At 43.9% G+C, this 19,693-nt stretch carries 16 protein-coding genes and 3 pseudogenes; 8 read left to right on the top strand and 11 right to left on the bottom strand.

Annotation, left to right across the window (positions count from 1 at the left end; all coding sequences use genetic code 11):
* Positions 1 to 8: 8 nt before the first annotated feature.
* The 3 genes and pseudogenes from Q1A86_RS11840 to Q1A86_RS11830 all read left to right on the top strand — a co-directional run.
* Positions 9 to 128 (top strand): annotated as a pseudogene (locus Q1A86_RS11840) (short-chain dehydrogenase); the annotation flags it as partial.
* Positions 129 to 410: 282 nt separating this feature from the next.
* A complete protein-coding gene (locus Q1A86_RS11835; protein ID WP_299806752.1) occupies positions 411 to 638 on the top strand; it encodes a hypothetical protein in 228 nt (75 codons plus the stop codon).
* Positions 639 to 683: 45 nt separating this feature from the next.
* Positions 684 to 2,717 carry a prolyl oligopeptidase family serine peptidase gene (locus tag Q1A86_RS11830; RefSeq protein ID WP_299806750.1) on the top strand — a complete coding sequence of 678 codons (2,034 nt, stop codon included), beginning with the start codon at positions 684 to 686 and terminating at the stop codon, positions 2,715 to 2,717.
* 46 nt (positions 2,718 to 2,763) lie between these two features.
* Here Q1A86_RS11830 and cueR read toward each other — a convergent pair whose 3' ends face one another.
* Positions 2,764 to 3,156: a Cu(I)-responsive transcriptional regulator gene (gene cueR / locus Q1A86_RS11825; RefSeq protein WP_299806748.1), complete on the bottom strand. Its 393-nt coding sequence runs from the start codon at positions 3,154 to 3,156 to the stop codon at positions 2,764 to 2,766.
* A 124-nt stretch (positions 3,157 to 3,280) separates the two neighbouring features.
* Here cueR and Q1A86_RS11820 point away from each other — a divergent pair, with 124 nt between their 5' ends.
* Together Q1A86_RS11820 and Q1A86_RS11815 are read left to right on the top strand one after the other, a co-directional pair.
* Positions 3,281 to 5,548, top strand: a complete 2,268-nt coding sequence (locus Q1A86_RS11820) for a heavy metal translocating P-type ATPase (RefSeq protein WP_299806746.1) — start codon at positions 3,281 to 3,283, stop codon at positions 5,546 to 5,548.
* 328 nt (positions 5,549 to 5,876) lie between these two features.
* Positions 5,877 to 7,469 (top strand): ABC-F family ATPase, encoded by a 1,593-nt coding sequence (locus Q1A86_RS11815; protein WP_299806744.1) that lies wholly within the window; start codon positions 5,877 to 5,879, stop codon positions 7,467 to 7,469.
* A gap of 244 nt (positions 7,470 to 7,713) precedes the next feature.
* On the opposite strand, the gene Q1A86_RS11810 is transcribed toward Q1A86_RS11815, so the two are convergent.
* On the bottom strand, positions 7,714 to 8,133 hold the full coding sequence (locus tag Q1A86_RS11810; RefSeq protein WP_299806741.1) for an MFS transporter: 420 nt from the start codon (positions 8,131 to 8,133) through the stop codon (positions 7,714 to 7,716).
* Positions 8,134 to 8,143: 10 nt separating this feature from the next.
* Positions 8,144 to 8,785, bottom strand: coding sequence for a recombinase family protein (locus tag Q1A86_RS11805; RefSeq protein ID WP_299806766.1), 642 nt, complete (start codon positions 8,783 to 8,785; stop codon positions 8,144 to 8,146).
* A 270-nt stretch (positions 8,786 to 9,055) separates the two neighbouring features.
* Between Q1A86_RS11805 and Q1A86_RS11800 the strand changes: the two are divergent.
* The 3 genes and pseudogenes from Q1A86_RS11800 to Q1A86_RS11790 form a co-directional block, all read left to right on the top strand.
* Positions 9,056 to 9,269 (top strand): annotated as a pseudogene (locus Q1A86_RS11800) (glyoxalase); the annotation flags it as partial.
* A gap of 673 nt (positions 9,270 to 9,942) precedes the next feature.
* Positions 9,943 to 10,878: a universal stress protein gene (locus tag Q1A86_RS11795; RefSeq protein WP_299806739.1), complete on the top strand. Its 936-nt coding sequence runs from the start codon at positions 9,943 to 9,945 to the stop codon at positions 10,876 to 10,878.
* 578 nt (positions 10,879 to 11,456) lie between these two features.
* Positions 11,457 to 12,665 carry a NupC/NupG family nucleoside CNT transporter gene (locus Q1A86_RS11790; RefSeq protein WP_299806737.1) on the top strand — a complete coding sequence of 403 codons (1,209 nt, stop codon included), beginning with the start codon at positions 11,457 to 11,459 and terminating at the stop codon, positions 12,663 to 12,665.
* Positions 12,666 to 12,790: 125 nt separating this feature from the next.
* Here the strand turns inward: Q1A86_RS11790 and Q1A86_RS11785 are convergent, their stop codons facing one another.
* The 8 genes and pseudogenes from Q1A86_RS11785 to Q1A86_RS11750 all read right to left on the bottom strand — a co-directional run bounded on the left by Q1A86_RS11785 (position 12,791) and on the right by Q1A86_RS11750 (position 19,518).
* Positions 12,791 to 13,237 carry a DUF2059 domain-containing protein gene (locus Q1A86_RS11785; protein ID WP_299806735.1) on the bottom strand — a complete coding sequence of 149 codons (447 nt, stop codon included), beginning with the start codon at positions 13,235 to 13,237 and terminating at the stop codon, positions 12,791 to 12,793.
* Positions 13,238 to 13,589: 352 nt separating this feature from the next.
* A pseudogene (locus Q1A86_RS11780) lies at positions 13,590 to 13,739 on the bottom strand (Rho-binding antiterminator); the annotation flags it as partial.
* 206 nt (positions 13,740 to 13,945) lie between these two features.
* On the bottom strand, positions 13,946 to 15,079 hold the full coding sequence (locus Q1A86_RS11775) for a hypothetical protein (protein WP_299806734.1): 1,134 nt from the start codon (positions 15,077 to 15,079) through the stop codon (positions 13,946 to 13,948).
* A gap of 372 nt (positions 15,080 to 15,451) precedes the next feature.
* The gene (locus Q1A86_RS11770; RefSeq protein WP_299806732.1) at positions 15,452 to 16,819 is read right to left on the bottom strand and encodes a M17 family metallopeptidase; all 1,368 of its coding nucleotides are present in this window, start codon (positions 16,817 to 16,819) and stop codon (positions 15,452 to 15,454) included.
* Between the two features lie 185 nt (positions 16,820 to 17,004).
* Complete coding sequence (locus Q1A86_RS11765) at positions 17,005 to 17,424, bottom strand: hypothetical protein (protein ID WP_299806730.1); 420 nt, start codon at positions 17,422 to 17,424, stop codon at positions 17,005 to 17,007.
* An 81-nt stretch (positions 17,425 to 17,505) separates the two neighbouring features.
* The gene (locus Q1A86_RS11760; protein WP_299806728.1) at positions 17,506 to 18,270 is read right to left on the bottom strand and encodes a ribonuclease H family protein; all 765 of its coding nucleotides are present in this window, start codon (positions 18,268 to 18,270) and stop codon (positions 17,506 to 17,508) included.
* Positions 18,271 to 18,337: 67 nt separating this feature from the next.
* Complete coding sequence (locus Q1A86_RS11755) at positions 18,338 to 18,904, bottom strand: DUF1415 domain-containing protein (protein ID WP_299806726.1); 567 nt, start codon at positions 18,902 to 18,904, stop codon at positions 18,338 to 18,340.
* Between the two features lie 20 nt (positions 18,905 to 18,924).
* Positions 18,925 to 19,518, bottom strand: coding sequence for a LysE family translocator (locus Q1A86_RS11750; protein WP_299806724.1), 594 nt, complete (start codon positions 19,516 to 19,518; stop codon positions 18,925 to 18,927).
* Positions 19,519 to 19,693: the final 175 nt, after the last annotated feature.

Genomic DNA, 19,693 nt, shown 5'->3' with positions numbered 1-19,693 from the left:
AATTGTGAGGACGTTTAGGTCAAGCGGAAGAGATTGCATCTACAGTACGTTTTATCATTGAAAATGACGATATAAACGGCTGGGTTAACGGCCATGTATTTGAAATCGACGGCGGCATTCGCTTATAGATTTACGATTCGCGTAGAAATGGTGTCAATTGTGAGGACGTTTAGGTCAAGCGGAAGAGATTGCATCTACAGTACGTTTTATCATTGAAAATGACGATATAAACAGCTGGGTTAACGGTCGTGTATTTGAAATCGACGGCGGCATTCGCTTGTAACCTCACTTTAAAGTAAAAGATAAAAACGGGCTGTGGCCCGTTTTTTTTATGGGGTGAATACGGCATTTGAACAATCACTTAGCATTAGGTCATAATAGCAACATCATAAAAGGAATACGGGGACGAAATGGATAAGCTTGAAAGGGCGACAAAGTTAATGATGTTGGTTGTAGGTTGTGTCGGTCTAATAGTGATCTATTTTGGTTTTTTTTATTTACTTTTATCGGGCAGGAGTACAGCGGCTATTCCTTGGTATATTTTGCTTTCACCTTGGGTGTGTATCTTTTTTGGTTTAACTCGGAAAAAACAGCTGGGAGTGATCCGCTGGTTTACTCGTAAATGGACGAAAAAGTAGCGCGCCATGAGGTCAATGCTAATAACAGTGCGTTAATAGGGCTCAATGACAGTATTTAAATCAGCCATGTTGTCGGTCGCTAGCTTAGTTGCACTTTTTGGGTGTAGCGAAGCGCCGGAGCAAGAACAAAGAATAGCAGCCTCAACACTTGCTGACGGGAATACGGTGGCTGAATATGGCAGCTGGGAGTCTCCGGTTACACCTGAAGATGTGTACGACTTAGCAGATGATATTAGTGATGTTCGCGCGACGACTCAGGGGATTTACTTCGTTCAGTCTAATGCGAATAATGAGGGTAAAAAGGGCGTTTACCGTATCGATCTCGACGGCTCTTTAAATAAGGTGGTGTCGTCAAACTTTAATATTCGTAGTAAAGTTCATGAGTATGGTGGCTCACCGTTTGTGGCAATAGGCCATAGCCTATTTGCGACCAAATCTTCCGATCAAATTTTATATCGTATCGCGCCAAATCAAGCCCCTTTCGCTCTTACACCTCACGCCACACGCCATGCGGGCTGTATTGAAAACCCAAAAGCTTCCCGGCTTATTTGTATCCGTGAAGATCATCGTGCCGAAGGTGAGCCCGTTAATAGTTTGGTTGGTATCAATTTAAGTTATGCCGATGAAGGCACAAGTTTAGTGACCGGTGCCGACTTCTACGCTAAGCCGGTGTTGTCTCCAGATCAAAGTCAGTTAGCTTGGGTGTCATGGAACCATCCGAACATGCCATGGGATGAAACCCAGCTTTGGCTAGCAGATATTGATCCCAAAGGCGCGATTGTTAATCCAAGGCAAATTAATACCAAGCAACAAGGGTCAATCACTCAACCTTTGTTTAGTCCTACTGGACAGCTTTATTTCGTGGCCGACTTTAATAACTGGTGGAATATTTATCGTTTAGATGCGCAGCTTGAACCTGAAATTGTATTAGAAAAGGCCGCAGAGTTTGCGGTTGCAGACTGGAAGGTTGGCCAAACTAATTACGCGTTTGAAAATGAGCATAACGTGATTGCCAGCTTTAACCATGAAGGACAAGCTCAACTTATTCGTATTGATACCATTAGCGGCGTGACCGAGGCTATTGCGGTCGATTTTGCTGAGATCTCATACGTGACTCAGTATCAAAATGAAGTGCTGTTTGTTGGTGCGAAAGAGACCCCAGAAAAGGGCATTTACAAAGTACAAGGGCGAGCGGCCCAGTTAGTCTACGCGCCAGACATACCGGTTATGGATCCTCACTATATTTCTAGAGCCGAAAGCGTCGCCTTTAAAACTGAGGCCGCTCAAACCGCTTACGGTTATTTATACCGCCCTAAAAATCCTAAGTTTCAGGGGCCACAAAATCAAGAACCGCCTTTGGTGATGATGCTTCATTCTGGGCCAACCGCTAAGGCGAGCCGCGCATTTAGACGCGATATTCAATATTGGACAAGTCGTGGGTTTGCTGTTTTTGATGTTAACTACCGAGGTAGTACAGGCTTTGGTCGAGATTACCGTAATAGTTTATACGGAAACTGGGGCAAGTCCGATGTCAAAGACGCGGTTAGAGCCGCTGGTTTTTTGGTGAACAGTGGCGATGTTGACGGACGTAAATTAGCTATTCGTGGCAACCGCGCTGGTGGGTTTACTGCACTATCGTCAGTGGCCTATTACAGTACCTTTGGTGCAGGCGTAAGTTACTCAGGAATTAGCGACATGGAAGAGTTTAAGCGCCATGCACATAAGTTTGAATCACGATACTTGAAACGCTTACTGGGTAATATGGAGAACTATAAGCAGCGTTCAGCTATGTATAACCTTAAAGGGTTGAATGAACCTTTACTGCTTATTCAAGGGGTCAATGATTCGCTTATTCCTGCGAAACAATCGCAGATTATTTATCAAGCGGTAAAGAACAAAGGCATCCCAGTGGCTTATCTTGAATTCAATGATGACGCGGCAAACAGGGTTTCACCTCAAAGTAAGAAACAGGCGTTAGAGGCTGAATTGTCATTTTATGGGCAAATATTTGGTTTTACGCCAGCGGGCAGTATTCCAGCTTTAGCCATTGATAACATCGAAAATCTGCGCAGGCGATGATCGACTGCATCATTATCAGGTAGGCTTAAACTTCTTGGCTGGTATGTCACTGGGCTTGTTTTTGCAGCCCATTTAATATGGCGCAGTTGGGTTGCTTACCGCCTTGGCAGTCGTGTACCAGGTTGGCCAATTGATCTCTTAATATGCAGAGTTGGCTTATTCGGTTTTCGATATCTTGTAAGTGGAGAGTCGCAACGGCTTTCACATCATCGGCATTTCGGCTGTGATTATTTTGTAGTTCGAGCAGCGCCTTACAATCTTCTAGCGTAAAACCTAATTCGCGGCAGTGTTGAATAAACTGCAACGCCTCAATCGAGCTCTGGTTGTACTCGCGGTAACCATTCTCGCTTCTCTGGCCAAGCACGAGTCCAATATCGTGGTAGTAACGAATACTCTTGACTGACAATCCGGTTATTTTTGCGACCTGCCCAATTTTCATCAACTTTCTCCTAACTGCTAGAATCTAAAATCTAGACTTAAAACTTTTCCAATTGATGTTTGACTCTCCCCTAATGGGAGAGCTTACGCTTAGTTCTACAGAGAAACAAATTGGAGAGCCTATCATGGCCACTATTAATTTATATGTGCCAAAGATGAGCTGCGCAAGTTGCGTAGCCAAGATTGAAACGGCTTTTGAAAATCATGGCCAGAGCGGCCAAGGCGATATCGCTGCGAGAGTGAATTTAGCCGATAAAATGGTGCAGGTATCGGGAGCTATCTCAGCCGAAGATGCCATAGCGATAGTTAGAAGTGTGGGCTATGACAGTGAGCTGGTCATCGATGCGCAAACTGCAGCGGCGCAAAAAGGTCAAGATGAAGCAAAAGAGTACCGCTTAAGATTGATCCAAGCATCAGTCGGCTTAGGGCTTGGGGTTCCTTTGATGTTATGGGGATTACTTGGCGGCGAGATGATGGTCAACAATGCGACTCAGCAATTAGCATGGGGCGTTGTTGGGGGAATGACCTTGCTGATTATGGTGCTTACCGGACGGCATTTCTATCAAGGCATGTGGCGAGCGATTAAAGTCAAATCTGCCAACATGGACACTCTCATTGCACTAGGTACCAGTGCCGCTTGGCTCTACTCTATGATGGTGGTTCTTGCGCCGCAGTGGTTCCCGGCCGACACTCGGCATGTCTATTTTGAAGCGAGTGTGATGATCTTAGGTTTGATTAACCTTGGCCACGCATTAGAGTTACGTGCCCGAGGCAAGACCAGTGAAGCGGTGCAGCGTTTACTCGGTTTACAAGCAACAACGGCGATACGTATAGCAGATAGTGGTGATGAAGAGGTTGAAATTAACCAACTAATTGTTGGTGACCGTTTGCGTCTACGCCCAGGAGACAGAGTGGCTCTAGATGGCGAAGTGCTAAGTGGTCAGACACTCATCAATGAGTCCATGCTTACCGGGGAGCCTATTCCTGTGCATAAAGAGCAAGGTGATGATGTTAGCGCTGGCACGGTTAACAGTAATGGCAGCATTATTTACCAGGTTACTGCGGTTGCTAAAGACAGTAAGTTGGCCAAAATTATTGAGTTGGTGCAGCAAGCTCAAATCTCTAAAATGCCAATAGGGAGATTAACCGATAAAATTTCCGCTTATTTTGTGCCTGCGGTTGTTATCATCGCGATTTTCAGCTCTGTAATATGGTACCTATTTGGACCCGAGCCTGCGCTATCTCATGGATTAGTGGTGCTGACTAGCGTGTTGATTATCGCTTGTCCCTGCGCATTAGGTTTAGCAACACCTATGTCTATTATGGTATCCGTCGGCCGCGCAGCGCAGATGGGCGTGTTAGTTCGCAATGGCGAAGCACTGCAAACTGCCAGTAAAGTGACTACAGTTGTACTTGATAAAACGGGGACTGTAACTCAAGGAACACCTGAGGTTATCGACATAATACTGCTGGACTCAAGATTAGATGAGTCCAATTTAATGCGAGAGGTTGCAAGTTTAGAGCAGCACTCGGAGCATCCGCTTGCTGGTGCAATTATTAGTAAAGCTAAATTACAGTCTGCAGGGGTAACGTTTAGTGGATTAGAGTCCATTGCACTCAGTGAGCCAGATAGCTTCACAAATATTCAGGGTAAGGGGATCACAGGTGTTGTCGATGGATCGCATTATAGCGTGGGCAACATAGGTTTGATGCAGCACTCTGGGGTAGAGGACTTGTCTGCGTATCAGCACCAGATCAGCGAACTTGCGAGCCAAGGCAAGACCCCCGTTTTTGTGGCAAAAGCACAAAAGCTGGTGGCGATTGTCGCGATAGCCGACCCGATAAAAGTCGATGCCGCTCAAGCCGTGCTGGCAATGAAAAATCAGGGATTAAAAGTTGTCTTGTTAACGGGTGACAATGAATTAACCGCACAAGCGGTTGCCGATAAAGTGGGCATTGAAAGTGTCTTTGCCGATGTATTACCGGAACAAAAACAGCAAAAGGTACAGGAATTACAGCAAGCAGGTGAAGTGGTCGCCATGGTGGGGGATGGCATCAATGATGCGCCAGCGCTAATGAGTGCGGATGTGGGACTTGCCATGGGCAGTGGCACTGAAATTGCCATTGAGAGCGCCGACTTTACACTGCTATCGGCAAGGCTAATGGTGATAAACGATACCTTAGCACTCGCCCGCGCAAGCATGACTAATATTAAGCAAAACCTGTTCGGTGCATTTATTTATAACAGCTTGGGGATCCCCATTGCGGCAGGCGTATTATTCCCCTTTACAGGGATGTTACTCAGTCCAGTTATAGCAGGGGCTGCGATGGCACTATCTTCACTAACGGTTGTTACCAATGCCAACAGACTGCGTCGTATCAAACTTAGTTAGTGCAAGTGTTAGCTCATATAAAAGCTTGGTAATGTTTAACCAAGCGATGATTAACTTTGGGGTTAACTTGGCTTTCGTGGAATTTGTTTTTAAGGCATTAATGCTTTGGGGAGATCCATCTAAATATCATCTCTAGCAGCGCCTATTGTAAGTTGATAAATTAGGCTAATTTAGCTATAATTTCGCGCTTAATTTTACAGGCTTGATGCTAAGTGGCGTCAGTCTTCGGCCAGTAGGTCGGTATCGGGTAAAATCTTGATACTGAACTACTGGTTTTTGTTTTATCTATGATGACGTTAATCATATAACCAAGAGCGGAATTGTCACTTTGATCACTACAGCTAATATCACCATGCAGTTTGGCGCTAAGCCACTGTTTGAAAACATCTCAATTAAGTTTGGCGGCGGAAACAGATACGGTCTGATCGGCGCTAACGGTTGTGGTAAATCAACTTTCATGAAGATCCTTGCTGGTGATTTAGAACCGACAGCGGGTAACGTTTCATTAGATGTGAACGAACGTCTAGGTAAGCTAAGTCAGAACCAATTTGGTTACGAAGAGTTCAGTGTTGTGGATACCGTAATCATGGGCCATGCAGAACTTTGGAAAGTGAAGCAAGAACGTGACCGTATCTATTCTCTACCTGAAATGTCTGAAGAAGACGGCATCAAGGTTGCTGAGCTTGAGATGGAATTTGCCGAGATGGACGGTTATACCGCTGAATCTCGTGCTGGCGAACTGTTAATGGGCGTGGGTATTGGTGTTGAGCAGCATTTCGGTCTAATGAGCGAAATCGCACCAGGCTTTAAGTTACGTGTACTTTTGGCTCAGGCACTATTTAGTGATCCAGATGTACTGCTACTTGACGAACCAACCAACAACTTGGACATCGATACCATCCGCTGGTTGCAAGAGATGCTGAACCAACGTAACAGCACCATGATTATCATCTCGCATGATAGATATTTCTTGAACTCTGTTTGTACGCATATGGCTGACTTGGATTACGGTGATATCCGTGTATTCCCTGGTAACTACGATGAATACATGATGGCTGCTCAGCAGGCGCGTGAGCGTTTGATGTCTGACAACGCTAAGAAGAAGGCACAGATAGCCGAGCTTCAAGGCTTCGTTGCACGTTTCTCTGCTAACGCTTCTAAAGCTAAGCAAGCAACATCGCGTGCTAAGTTAATCGACAAGATTAAGCTTGATGAAGTTAAAGCGTCTAGCCGTGTTAACCCATTCATCCGTTTCGAACAAGAGAAGAAGTTATTCCGTAACGCTTTGGTTGTTGAAGATTTGACTAAAGGCTTCGATCACCCACTATTTAAAGATCTAAATATCATTGCTGAAGTTGGCGAGCGTATTGCTATCTTGGGTGACAACGGTGTGGGTAAAACCACATTGCTACGTACTCTAGTACACGATATCCCACAAGATTCGGGTACGATTCAGTGGTCTGAAAACTCAGCGATTGGCTACTACGCACAGGATCACGAGTCTGATTTCGCTAACGATATGACCCTGTTTGACTGGATGAGTCAGTGGCGCAAACCAGAAGATGACGATCAATCAGTACGTGGTTACTTAGGCCGTATGCTGTTTGGTTCTGATGACATCAAGAAGTCAGTTAAGGTACTGTCTGGTGGTGAGAAAGGTCGTATGTTGTTTGGTAAGCTAATTATGCAAAAGCCAAATATCCTACTGCTTGATGAACCAACCAACCACATGGATATGGAATCAATCGAGTCATTGAACAACGCGCTTGAGATGTACGAAGGTACGTTATTATTCGTCAGTCATGACCGTGCGTTTGTATCATCACTCGCGAACCGTATTATTGAAATCACACCAAATGGCGTGAATGACTTCAAGGGGACTTATGATGAGTTCCTTGCGAGCAAAGGTATCGAAGGTTAATTTTTATAGACCTTCTCTATAAAGCATAGCGTTAAAAAAAGCCCGATTTATCGGGCTTTTTTATGTCTGGAACATTTATGAAAAATTACCATGGATGGTAAAAATTTTTCGTTATGTCTGGAGCACTTATGCAGCCCTTTATTTAAGGGAGCGCCCATGGATGGCACTTGTTATTAAAGCTGGGTAAACCTTGTGTCAGGAACGCTTATGTCATTTTTGTTTTAAGAAGCGCCCATGGATGGAGTTATCCTTTAAAACAAGGGCTTCCTTTACATTCAGCGCATGGCAAAAAGCTCCTGATGATAGTCAGCGGGGAGGCTCGTGCCAGCACCGCACAACATCCCGTACCTAAACCTTGAAGAAAGCGGCCTATCACCATACCAGTAAATGAATGGCTGAGAAAAATGATCATCAGCAGGCCCAACATGGCGATAATAAGACCAATCAGCAATACTTTTTTGCGCCCAAGCGCATCAGAGATCGGGCCATAGATAAACTGGGATGGGCCAAATCCGAGTAAGTAAATACTGACCAATATTTGAACTTGTTCGTGGGAAACCGCAAAGTCTTTGGCTATCCAGGGGAGTGATGGGAATACTAATCCCATGCTCAGTTGCCCGACACTGATAATCAAGCATGCTAGTAAAATGGCTCTAAAATTCATTGTGTGCTCGCTATGCATCATTCGGCGTTGAGTTTACTTTTCCTCTGCGTCTCAAGCTGCCTTCATCGTCAAATGTTCCCAATTTGGCTTTGACCCGTTTTACGGTAGACAAACTTACACCGCATTGCTCCGCAACACTCTGTAGAGTCTGCCCCTCAAGTAGTAGAGTGGCGATCTGCTGATGTTTCTCTCTATTTGCTGGTCTACCGCTGAATCTTTGCTTCCACTGCTTAGGGTCTTCTTTGAGTGCTTTTCTTCCTTGCTCAGCAGCGAAAAGGCGATGTTGGGTTTGTACTTTTCCGTAACCCGATATGAGAGACATTAAAGCATGGCTATGAGTAGAGCCGGCTTCGAATTTCAGTGGCTCACAGGCAGTCTGCAATATCACCCCTATTTCCAACAAACTGTTGATGACCTGTAACGTAATACTGAAATCTTGACCAAAATCAGTTAGCCACCAGATGATCACTGTATCCCCCGGTTTTAGAGAATTAAATAATTGCTTAAACGCAGTTCGTTGCATTGGAGCAATGTCACCACGCACTTTATCTTGAAAATGATCAGCCTCAGGAGCTAACGATGTCATCGCTGCTAGTTGTCCTTGATATGCTTTATTCTTGGGGGAATAACGACTGTAAAGGTAAGTCTTTATAATGTTCCCCTTTATGGCTCATATAGTGTTATGGTTCATAATTATAGTCAAATTATGAAGACTGTTCAATCCTCAGTAAATTATGAGCAATCTTAGCTCTCTTGTTTATGAGTGTATAAAACTGAATTAAATACGAAACATCTGTAAATTGTCTTTTCTGGCAGCTCAATTAAAATGATCGGTAAGTATGGAGCTAAGCTCAAATTAGGCTCAAAACTTCGGAGTAACTAGAAAGCCTGTAGAATATCGTAGGAATATATATGCTCCAAAATCTTGCACTTTTCGGGGCAAACAGACGCTTTTTGAAGGCGTAATTAAGCGCACTGAAGAGTTTGCTGGCAAAGCACGTATGGATTTTATGCGTTATCACCTTGAAGACGAGAAGCTACAAGCAAAAATAGTTTATCTAGGGGATCCATTTGGTAACTTGTTTGAGCTGTACTCTCATACTTATGAAGAAACTAATGCCTCTGATTACGAGTAATTGATTTTGTAATGAGCAACTAGCTGCTAATAAGGAAAAGGATTAGCAGCCGTGTAAATCCATCCTTTGTAATGTCATATTTGCATTATAAGAACAAAATTAAGCCTTCTTTGCGGACAGGGTACTCTGCAAAAGGTCAATTTGTTATGGGCCTAGTTTTTGTATTCGGTGCTATAGCTATAGTAGAACGCTCAAGTGTTGGTGCCCTTGAATCTATATTTGTTTATGTTGTTTGAATATTTTCTGGGATCTTGCTTGAGAGAAAGCAAAAAAGAACTGGAATAATAAGTAAAAGAATACCTATTCACTTACCAAAGTGGTGGAGGGGACAAATTTCCACTCTTTGGCTCTAATCGCAAGCTTTGAGGCTGACAAAGTCGTTAGCATGCCAAGTGTATTTTTGGCGACTTTATATTAATTATTAAGCATCTGGACCAGTATATAAGCCCTATTCAGTAATGAGCTAATATTGCTTAGCTCACTTAGCCTTATCTTTCACTTCTTATTTAACGCTATCCATTGGCAAATTTTACTGTGTAGAACAATACTTGAAAGGATCTGTTGCGTTTAGCTGTGTTATTAGTCGGTAAGTGATGAAGCAAACGAGGCATTTTAAAATTTAATTTAGCACTTAACGGCGGCCCTCAAGGTGCTCTACATCACGGAGGTAGACATGAAAGTTTTCAAGAAAATCTTATTTGTGAGTCAAGGATTGCCTAGTGACAGTGACTCTATTGGACAAGCTCTACGGCTCTCCCAGACCAATGATGCCCAGGTGCAAGGTTTGATCGTTTGCCCAGCACTTTCACCCAAACTCATTGAATATCAAGATACCTATGAAAATGCCCTGCGACAAACAGTTAATCAGCAAATAGACAAAAGTCGGCTGCAAAATCATATTGCGGAAGCGGATGTTCCCTTACCCTTAGAAGTATTAAGCGGCGAAAAACCTGCGGTTAATATCATAAAAAATATCTTAAAGTATAAGCATGATCTGTTGATCAAAGATGCCGAACCTCTAGCTGAAACTGGCGAAGGCTTCAAGGCCATCGATATGACATTGCTTCGCAAATGTCCATGTCCTGTTTGGCTTAACCGTTTAGTTCATCAACCCTTGGACAAACGTCAGGTTGCCGTCGCGATTGATCCTATTAGTACAAGTCTCGAAGAAAATGCACTCTCACTTAAAATGCTGCAGTTAGCCCGTGATATTGCTAACAGATGTGACTATCGCCTACATATTTTATCTTGCTGGGAGTATCAACTCGAAAGTTATCTAAGAAACACTCTCTGGATTAAAATTGACCAAGAACAACTTACAGCAGAACTCGAATCCTCAAGGGTGCGTCACCGCGAAGCATTAGACAGCCTTATTGAGCAATCCGGCATTGGTGGTGAAATTATTATTCACCATCTACAAGGAGCTGCAGATGCTCAAATCCCAGAGTTTGTAAATGAGAGTGGAATCGATATTTTAGTGATGGGAACTCTGGCAAGGACAGGTATTCCCGGCTTGGTTATTGGTAACACGGCAGAGAACATATTACAGTCGATTAAGTGTTCGTTAGTGGCGTTAAAGCCTGAAGGTTTTGAGTCACCGATAAGTTAGCTTTGAGTGTGCTATAACTGTTTTTTCACAATATCTTCTTGCTCCTCATGACTGAATATTCTAAGCACAGCCTGATGCCGTAGCATTCGGTTGTGTTTATGCATACTCTAGAAATAGCCACTATTAATAGTATCTTGAGAGGGCTGCATTTTTACTGCTTACTTTTATAAAACGCTTTTGTTGCTAACTTACGTGATCTTGGTCGCACTATCTGGGTTTGGGATCACTTCGGTAGCACATTCTGTAACTAAATTAGATTAACGACTTTTAATCTTAGTCTTGGTTCGTATAATCACTTTCCGGCTAGAACGTCTCGTTCATCGCCACCTTAATGCAAGCCGCTACATGGACAAGTGATCAACCCACGGAGTTGGACCGGCAAAACTTTTGTAAGTTTTAGGTGTTTCATTCTTGTATCAATGGCCGGACACTCAAATCGCTCGATGTTAAAAGGCTTGAATATTCCTCGCCCGCTAATCGACGTCAAATGTCGCTTTATTTAAAGCACTTCCCCATCCAATACACTGATTGTGAACATCTATGGCCTACGTCTTTTTTAGCTCAATTTGGGATAAATGATGTCGTTGTTGATTAGCTTAGTCGGTATTTCGTTTTTGATTCTTTGTGGTTGGATTTTTTCTGAAAACCGCCACGCGATTAAGTGGCGTACAGTGCTTGGGGCTTTTGCCTTGCAAGCAGCGTTAGCCGCCTTAGTCTTATACGTGCCTATGGGGCAAAACATTCTAGGTTCAGTGAGTCAGGGGGTTGCCTCGGTATTAGGTTTTGCCGATGAGGGGATTAATTTCCTTTTTGGTGATCTTGCCACCAACAGCTTTGTGTTTGCTATCCGTGTACTTCCTCTGGTTATCTTTATCAGCGCCTTAATCTCTATGCTGTATTACTTTGGCATCATGCAGTGGGTGATAAAAATCATCGGCGGTGGCTTACAGAGAGTACTTGGCATCAGCCGCGCCGAATCATTGGTAACCACTGGTAATATCTTTTTAAGCCAAGGTGAATCGCCTCTGCTGGTTAAACCATTCTTACCTAAGATGACCCGCTCTGAGCTATTTGCCGTGATGACCGGCGGTATGGCGTCGGTGGCTGGCAGTGTATTAGGTGGTTATGCCGGTTTGGGCGTCGAGCTTAAATACCTGATTGCGGCAAGCTTTATGGCAGCTCCTGGTAGCTTGATGATGGCGAAACTATTGGTACCTGAAACGGGCTCGCCTGAATCGCAACAAAGCGTCGATATGAGTCAGAGTGAACACGGTAACGTGATTGATGCACTTGCCTCAGGTGCGATGAATGGTATGCGTGTGGCGGTGGCTATCGGTACCATGCTGCTAGCCTTTATTAGTGTGATTGCCATGTTTAATGCTGGTCTTGAGCAAGTGGGCACTTGGTTTAACCTTGAAGGCGTGACCATGCAAAGCTTGCTGGGTTATATCTTTGCTCCGGTGGCATTTTTAATTGGTGTGCCAGTTAATGAGATGATGCAGGCGGGTAGCTTTATCGGTCAAAAGTTAATTCTTAACGAGTTCGTGGCCTTTATGGATTTCACCGAAGTGAAGGAGCAGCTTTCGATGCATTCTCAGGTGATTATTACCTTCGCACTGTGTGGCTTTGCTAACATAGGTTCGATTGCTATTCAGTTGGGGAGTATCGGTGTGATGGCGCCAGAACGTCGCAGTGAAGTGGCAAACCTTGGCTTAAAAGCGGTACTCGCTGCGACCCTTGCAAACTTGATGAGTGCCGCATTAGCTGGCATTTTCATTAGCCTATAATTGGGCTTCGATAGTCATTTGATAGTGACCTTATGCGAGTAACGTAACAAAAAAGAGCAGCTAAGCTGCTCTTTTTTTATTGTTTATTTATTGGGGGAAGTCTTTTGGGGACAGAGGCAATTAATCTATTGATTCTGCATCTGGTACTTCGTCATCACATCTTGCGCTACGGCTTGGCCCCATTGTTGACCAGCCATCATTGACTCTTGCATGATAAGAGGCTGTACCTTGATAAGCTTTTTACCCGCAGGAGTATCATAGAAGTCATTCAGCGCTTGGACTTCTTCCTCTGTTAGGTATTTCTGGTAAATAGGTACAGTCATTTCAACTAAGTCTTCAGGATTAAACTCCGCCAAATAGTCGGTCCAAAAGGCTTCAGGGGCATCGGGGATGATATTTTTCAAGGCTGGAAGCATCTGATTCATGGCTTGGATCCCTAGCTCACCCGCTCCTGTCTTGTGCATTAGTTGCTTCACACTCTCTTCTGAGGCGGTTTCGGCGGAGCTTTGCTCTGCAAAAGTATTGGTTGAAAAGCTGAGGATTGCGAGAAAAGGAATGACAGCGAGTTTCATAGTTAACATCCAGTTGTTAGGTGATTTAGTTAATCCAAAAAACGATTAGCGGCGAAAAGTGATTGAGGCTAATCGCAACAAGTTAGCAATAGTTAACTAATCAAATTAATTAGTTTATTTGCCAACAGCATAGAGTAGTGGGGCCTTTAGGGAAAGACAAAGTTTTACCTATTGGGAGTTAATCAAAATCGATGCGATCTAGGTGAGGATTATCAACACAGACCAGCATACTGGCAATATCATCGAGTACGACTAGCAGGTGTTCGGTATCACCCATGAGCTGACTTTTGGAGCTCCTTTCGCTGTCGCTCCCTTTTAGGCAGAGCTCTTTTATACCGTTCTGTTTTTTGCACTCTAGTTTTATACAGTGCTGTTTTTGTGTATTTCTGCATGTATCCAGCGCCACGCCGCTAATCGAGTCAGCATTTTTCATAGTGAGTTTGATAGGGTAATGAAAAGTACACACCAGCTCTATGTAATCATGTTGGTTGCAACTCAGCATATTTGTGACCTTATACTGATTGGTATTTGATGAAGTGGGTAAATAAAAGGGTAGCGGAACAGCACCAAATTAGACAGTAAATTTGATAGTAAAAAGGCCTATATAAACAGGCCTTTTTTATTTGCCCTTAAGATAGTTAAGGGAGGTGGAGATCGATATCTATCTTGGGGGGGCGACTCACAAACTAAGTCGCCGGTTCATCAAGATTAGAAGTAGTAAGCTACACTAACGTTGAATAGCGAGTAGAAATCATCATCTTGGTTTTCGATACCTAGACCTTGCTGACCGCCAATCCATACCGCGTTCTTACCGTAGATGTGGTCTACGAAGATGTAGAAATCAGATACCGCAATGCTCATACCCGTAGTGTTGATAACAGAGTCATTTAGGTTAGCGTTAACATCAGTATCAGGGGTCAAGTGGCTGTAATCGTTGTACAGAGTCACTGTACCCCAGTCATAGGCCATAGCTTTAGCGATGTTAGCTGCATAGATTTGACCTTTAGCTGCAACTTCATATGCGCCGCCACCCATCTTCATCGCGTATAGGCCGTTCTTGCCTTCGCTATCGTACTGGTCGTAGTCGTAGTCAACCATCTGTAGCTGTAGCTGGTAGCCGCTGTACTGCGCATCTAAGCTTAAAGCGTAAGCTGTAGAGGTACCATTCTCATCGTGAACAGTATCATATAACTGACCGTATTCTAACGATGCACCTAGTTGTACAGTTAACTTGTCAAAATCTAAAACGTAAGACTGACGAATGTTGAATGTGTTGGTCTCTTCGTTGTTATACTCTGTGCCGTTAACAACACCTGAGAAGGTATCGGCAGAATAACCGCGGGTGTCAGATGCTGAGTATTCGCTGTTCTTGAAGAAGGCGATTTCAGATGTCCAAGCGCCTTTATTATAGACAGCCTTAGCACCTAGATCGTATTCATCTTCAAAGCCCATGTAGTAGTTGATGCTTTCCCACCAGTTGTGAGAGATAAAGCTCTTGTTACCAAATGGCTTGCTGATCACACCACCTTGGAACTGCCAATCTTCAACACCATCGTAAGCCGCATAAGCGTACTTGATGAAATGGTTGCTTGAATCGTTCTTGAAAACATACTTTGCACTTGCTGACCAGTTTTCGCTGATCTGGCTATCGATATCTAGCTCTAATGCGTCAAATGCGAATGTGCCGCCATTTGACTTAGATGATTCATTTGCATCATCAATAAAATACTTAACTTTAACTGCACCGCCAATATCCACAGAAGGTTTGAATTCATCTGCCATTACAACCGTAGGTGCGCCAAGTAGCGCACCAATTAAAATAGATAACTTTAACTTTTTCACTTTTTATTCTCGTTAATAATCCAACATTGGATTTAGGATTTGAATAATATCGATTTTTTAGTGGGATATTGTGACTGAATACGCAATCACAGCAGTGACGTTGCTTCGATTGATTAATATTGTGAACTAGATAATATTTTTGAGGGGGAACTTTTTCAGACTATTGATGGCACTTTGATTGCTTTGATTACACGATGGATAAAACACTAAATTAAGTATTATTTTATTATTTAGCGCCTCTTGACCCATAATACAATCAACTACGATGAGATTCTTCAATACTGGGGGGCTTTATTCCCTGAATAATTTTGTAATGCTAAATAAAAAAAGGCCCGTATAGACGGGCCTAGATAGTGTATTTTTTAAGTAGGTTTAGGCAGAAGTACTAAAACGATTTTGCAGGTAATTGAATACTGCTCGAATACCAAAGGCTTCACCGCCTACTGGTCGACCCGGTAATTTGCGCACATTGTAGGCCATGACGTCGAAATGGCTCCAGCTGATATCTTTATCGACAAATTCTTCTAAATAAAGTGCTGCCGTAATTGCACCACCAAATGGTGTGGTTGCACAGTTAGCGATATCGGCAATATCGCTGCCAGTCAGCGCCATATAAGGCTTGTGTAGAGGCATACGCCATACTGGGTCGTCAACCTTTAGACCCGATGCGGTAAACCCTGCTGCAACTTCTTCATCATTACTGAAAAAGCCTGGAAGCTCAGTACCCAGTGCGATGCGCATTGCGCCTGTGAGCGTGGCGAAATCAATAACCAGTTCAGGTTTATCATTGTTGGCTTCAGCTAATGCGTCACACAAGACTAAACGACCTTCGGCATCGGTATTATCAATTTCTACGGTAATGCCTTTACGAGTGGTGATCACGTCACCGGGTCTAAAGGCATTTGCCGATACCGCATTTTCTACTGCAGGTACAAGTACACGCAGTCTTACTGGCAGGTTATGAGCCATGATGAGTTGAGCTAGACCGATAACATGAGCCGCGCCGCCCATATCTTTCTTCATAAGGCGCATACCTGAACCTGGCTTTAGATCGAGTCCGCCAGAATCGAAGCATACCCCTTTACCTACAAGGGTTAGTTTAGGCGCAGATTCATCACCCCAAGTGAGATCGATTAAGCGTGGCAGGTTTTCACTGGCACGGCCGACCATATGAATCGTTGGGTAGTTTTGTTCGAGCAGTTCATCACCCACGATTTGCGTTATGTTTGCGCCAAACTCTTGCGCCATAGCCAGCATGATGTCACCTAAGTGCTGTGGCATCATATCGGCAGCAGGAGTGTTTACCAGATCGCGCACCAGTGATACTGAGCGAATAAACTTATTGGCTTCATCGGCCTGAGCCTGAGTTGGCACGACTAGCACTGGATGTTGTTTTTCGCTCTTTTTATAACGGTCGAACTGATATGCTCCCAGACCCCAGCTAAATGCTGCAGTTCTTATCAACTGTTCATCGCCTTTAAGTTCATATTGACCAGCAGGCAGTTGATTGACTAAGTCACCGCAAAGCCAATATGAATCCTCGCTATCGCTGACAAAAATGACCTGCTCTAATTCACCCTCAGCGCTAGGAATTAAGCTCGCGCCTTTGCCTTTATATTGGGTAGTGTTAAGCCAGTTTTGGATGCGTGGTGCTTGTTGTTCGCGCCAGATGTTGAATGATCCGCTATTGAAAATGGATAAAGGGATGCCAGAAGCACCAGAGGTAATAAGGTTGCTCATGTAAGGACTCTTTTTGTTATTTAAGATGAGATTAGCTTGGGCTTATACTGATTGGTCTTAGAGTATCAGGCCTTGCAGCTAGGAGAAAGGCGGCAACGGGATATTTTGCTTCGTCAAAGCGTGGCTCAAGCTATGAGATTACGGCTACTAAAGAGCGAAAGTCGCTAAATAGATGAACAGCGGGGTTACTTGATCTGTTCTGAGCTCGATTGCAGGCGTGCCTCGCTGGAGAGTCGTCTGATATTGGCTTTACGTTCAGACATGTTATTAAACGAGCTAGGCAAAACATCGACGCCGACAATTTTTCCGAGTTTGACCACGATAGGTATGGTGATTGGGGCAAAGGGTAATACGGCAAACATGCCTAAGCCGAGACCTTTTAATAGATCTGCAAATTGCTTATTGGCTTGAGTCAGCTCTTCTTTTGAAGCTTGTCTACGTGTATAGCGCTTGTAGGCGACTAACATATCTTTAGTCTCCTGCTTTTCTTGAGAAAGCGCATCTTTTAACACCAACATGTCGCGCTTTAGGCGCAGCCAAAATCGACGTTTTCCGATGCGGATAACGCGAATAGGGGCTTTATGTAGGTGGACGTAGATTTTCATGGCGGCGATTGTCGCATAGTCGATGCTTTAAACCTATTTTTTAGACTTAATAAATACAAAACACCGACTAATGTCTAAATACTAACCTGCGCGTAGGCTAAGAATATCAGTCAGTACAATCGGATCTGGATAACGACAAAACGTAGGGTCTTTTTGGTCGATAGCATAAATTGACATGCGGTCGGCCAATTCGTTACCTTCGATGCCAACGTGAGCGGCAACATGTTGAATGTTGAGTTTATCTTTTAGAGAATCATATAAGGCATGAGACTGCTGAATGATATCTAAGTTTTTGATATCGCCAGCAACCTTGCGCTTCCAGCCTTTGGTTTTCCAGCCGTAAGCCCAGTTAGTGATGCAGTTGATTGAGTACTGTGAGTCACTTAAGATCTGCACGGTTAGACCTTGCTTAAGTGCGTTATCGGCAATCAATAACGCTTGATGCAAGGCGTTTAGCTCGGCTGAGTTATTGGTGCCATTAGCGTTATACAGGCCGTAATAGAGCTCAGAAAGCACAGCATTATGATAAACCGCTACTCCAGAGCCTGCCTTTCCCGGGTTAGGCTCACAGCCGCCATCGGTAAAAATAGACACATCACAGCGACTAACATCGATATCTAGGCTGGCTTTAGCGGCAGTTTTAGCCTTAGCTGGGCCTGACGTAGGTTTTCTTGTCGCGGAGGTGTAGCTCGGCGACTTAGCAAAGGCTGCCTTGGCTTCAGCTTCGGTAGGGAAAGACTTATATTTGGCCTGAGGAAATTTGTCGACCTGCTTTTTGGTGTAATCCCAGCTCGTAAAAATGCCGGTTTCACGTCCAGCCCATACCACGTAATACTTTTTAGCCATGCAGCTTATGTCCTAAATCTTGGGAAGAGTGTTTGGCCACATTATTAAAGTAGCCATAAAGCGATTGTTATTGGCTTTTCTTGCAGTGTGCAAGCAAATTCACAAAGAACTCACTGCCTTTACGCTCAGCAAAAGCGATGTTGCGTTCAGGGATTGTCTCTGGCTCATCGTAAGTGGCGAGTGCCAACTCCATACTCGCTTCACGAATAATGTGTAACGTTGGATAAGGGGAGCGATTGGTATAGTTTGCTGCCGAGTCTTGCGCCTCATCTTCGAAGCAATAGTCAGGGTGAAAGCTTGCCAGTTGGTATTCACCTTCGTAGCCTTGTTCGATTAGTAGATCATTGGCGATATCGACTAAATCAAGATAGAGGTAAAAGCCCTCGAATCCCCTAGGCAGAATAAATAAGGTCGTTTCAATATCGGTATGCTCATCTAGGTAAACACACTCATCGATAAGAGCCTGTAACACATCTTGCATGCGAGACTCATCGATGACGGCATATCTGATACTGGCTCGCTCGACTTCACGTCTCGCAAAAGGGCAGATGTTATATTTCATAATCACCTGTTTTACCCAGTTTTCGGTTTCTGTCGCGTATGCTTGTAATTCGGGAATGATTACCTGAGTCATCAGATGTTGCCTTTGATAAGTTATGGGCGGATCATAGGTAGGATCGATAGTACAAGCAAGAGCGCCATCGTGACATTAAAGATTTTTTGCTGTTTTTGATTCTTTAATATGCGTTTCAGTGCCACACCAAACCCTAGCCAGACAAAGGCACTAGGTAGGGCAACAACAAAAAAGACTAATGAGATAGTTAGTACCTGAGGCGCTAATGTTTGGCTCATGCTAGTAAAAGCCGCGATCGCGCCGATCCCCATGATCCATGCTTTTGGGTTAACCCATTGAAATGCTGCAGCCTGCAGAAAGGTGAGTGGCGAGGGCGTGTCTTTGCTATTTATCTTGGCGCTGCTATTAGCGATTAGCCATGCTAAATACAGCATATAGCCAATCCCGACATATTTGATGATGGTATGCAAAATAGGAAAGCTTTGAAATACAGCACTTAAGCCTAAACCTATAGCTAGCACCATTGCAGGAAATCCGATGCAGATCCCCAACAGATGAGGCAGGCTGCGCTTAACACCGAAGTTAACACCGGAAGACATTAGCATGATGTTATTGGGGCCAGGAGTGATCCCTGATGAAAATGCGAAAAGTGCAATTGTTAGAATAAGTTCCATACCTAGCGTCAATACCAATAACTACCTGTAACAAGCCCTAAAGCAGTGACTTGAAAAAGATTAAGTAATAAGAAAGGGCTTATGGTAGCGCGATCCTACTACAGGCGTAAAAGTCTAATTTTTGTCGTTCTGCTTATAATAATCCCGGGATATGTTATTTCTTTTTGTTATATAT

Source organism: uncultured Shewanella sp. (assembly GCF_947497935.1).
Classification (GTDB): Bacteria; Pseudomonadota; Gammaproteobacteria; order Enterobacterales; family Shewanellaceae; genus Shewanella.
This window is presented reverse-complemented; position numbering and strand designations above follow the sequence as displayed.

What these genes read in the sequence shown, in the direction of transcription:
- Q1A86_RS11830 (WP_299806750.1), top strand. Translation starts at nt 684, where the DNA reads ATGACAGTATTTAAATCAGCCATGTTGTCGGTCGCTAGCTTAGTTGCA.
- Q1A86_RS11750 (WP_299806724.1), bottom strand. Translation starts at nt 19,518, where the DNA reads ATGGAACTTATTCTAACAATTGCACTTTTCGCATTTTCATCAGGGATC.
- Q1A86_RS11835 (WP_299806752.1), top strand. Translation starts at nt 411, where the DNA reads ATGGATAAGCTTGAAAGGGCGACAAAGTTAATGATGTTGGTTGTAGGT.
- cueR (WP_299806748.1), bottom strand. Translation starts at nt 3,156, where the DNA reads ATGAAAATTGGGCAGGTCGCAAAAATAACCGGATTGTCAGTCAAGAGT.
- Q1A86_RS11765 (WP_299806730.1), bottom strand. Translation starts at nt 17,424, where the DNA reads ATGAAAATCTACGTCCACCTACATAAAGCCCCTATTCGCGTTATCCGC.
- Q1A86_RS11810 (WP_299806741.1), bottom strand. Translation starts at nt 8,133, where the DNA reads ATGAATTTTAGAGCCATTTTACTAGCATGCTTGATTATCAGTGTCGGG.
- Q1A86_RS11785 (WP_299806735.1), bottom strand. Translation starts at nt 13,237, where the DNA reads ATGAAACTCGCTGTCATTCCTTTTCTCGCAATCCTCAGCTTTTCAACC.
- Q1A86_RS11760 (WP_299806728.1), bottom strand. Translation starts at nt 18,270, where the DNA reads ATGGCTAAAAAGTATTACGTGGTATGGGCTGGACGTGAAACCGGCATT.
- Q1A86_RS11795 (WP_299806739.1), top strand. Translation starts at nt 9,943, where the DNA reads ATGAAAGTTTTCAAGAAAATCTTATTTGTGAGTCAAGGATTGCCTAGT.
- Q1A86_RS11820 (WP_299806746.1), top strand. Translation starts at nt 3,281, where the DNA reads ATGGCCACTATTAATTTATATGTGCCAAAGATGAGCTGCGCAAGTTGC.
- Q1A86_RS11790 (WP_299806737.1), top strand. Translation starts at nt 11,457, where the DNA reads ATGTCGTTGTTGATTAGCTTAGTCGGTATTTCGTTTTTGATTCTTTGT.
- Q1A86_RS11755 (WP_299806726.1), bottom strand. Translation starts at nt 18,904, where the DNA reads ATGACTCAGGTAATCATTCCCGAATTACAAGCATACGCGACAGAAACC.
- Q1A86_RS11770 (WP_299806732.1), bottom strand. Translation starts at nt 16,819, where the DNA reads ATGAGCAACCTTATTACCTCTGGTGCTTCTGGCATCCCTTTATCCATT.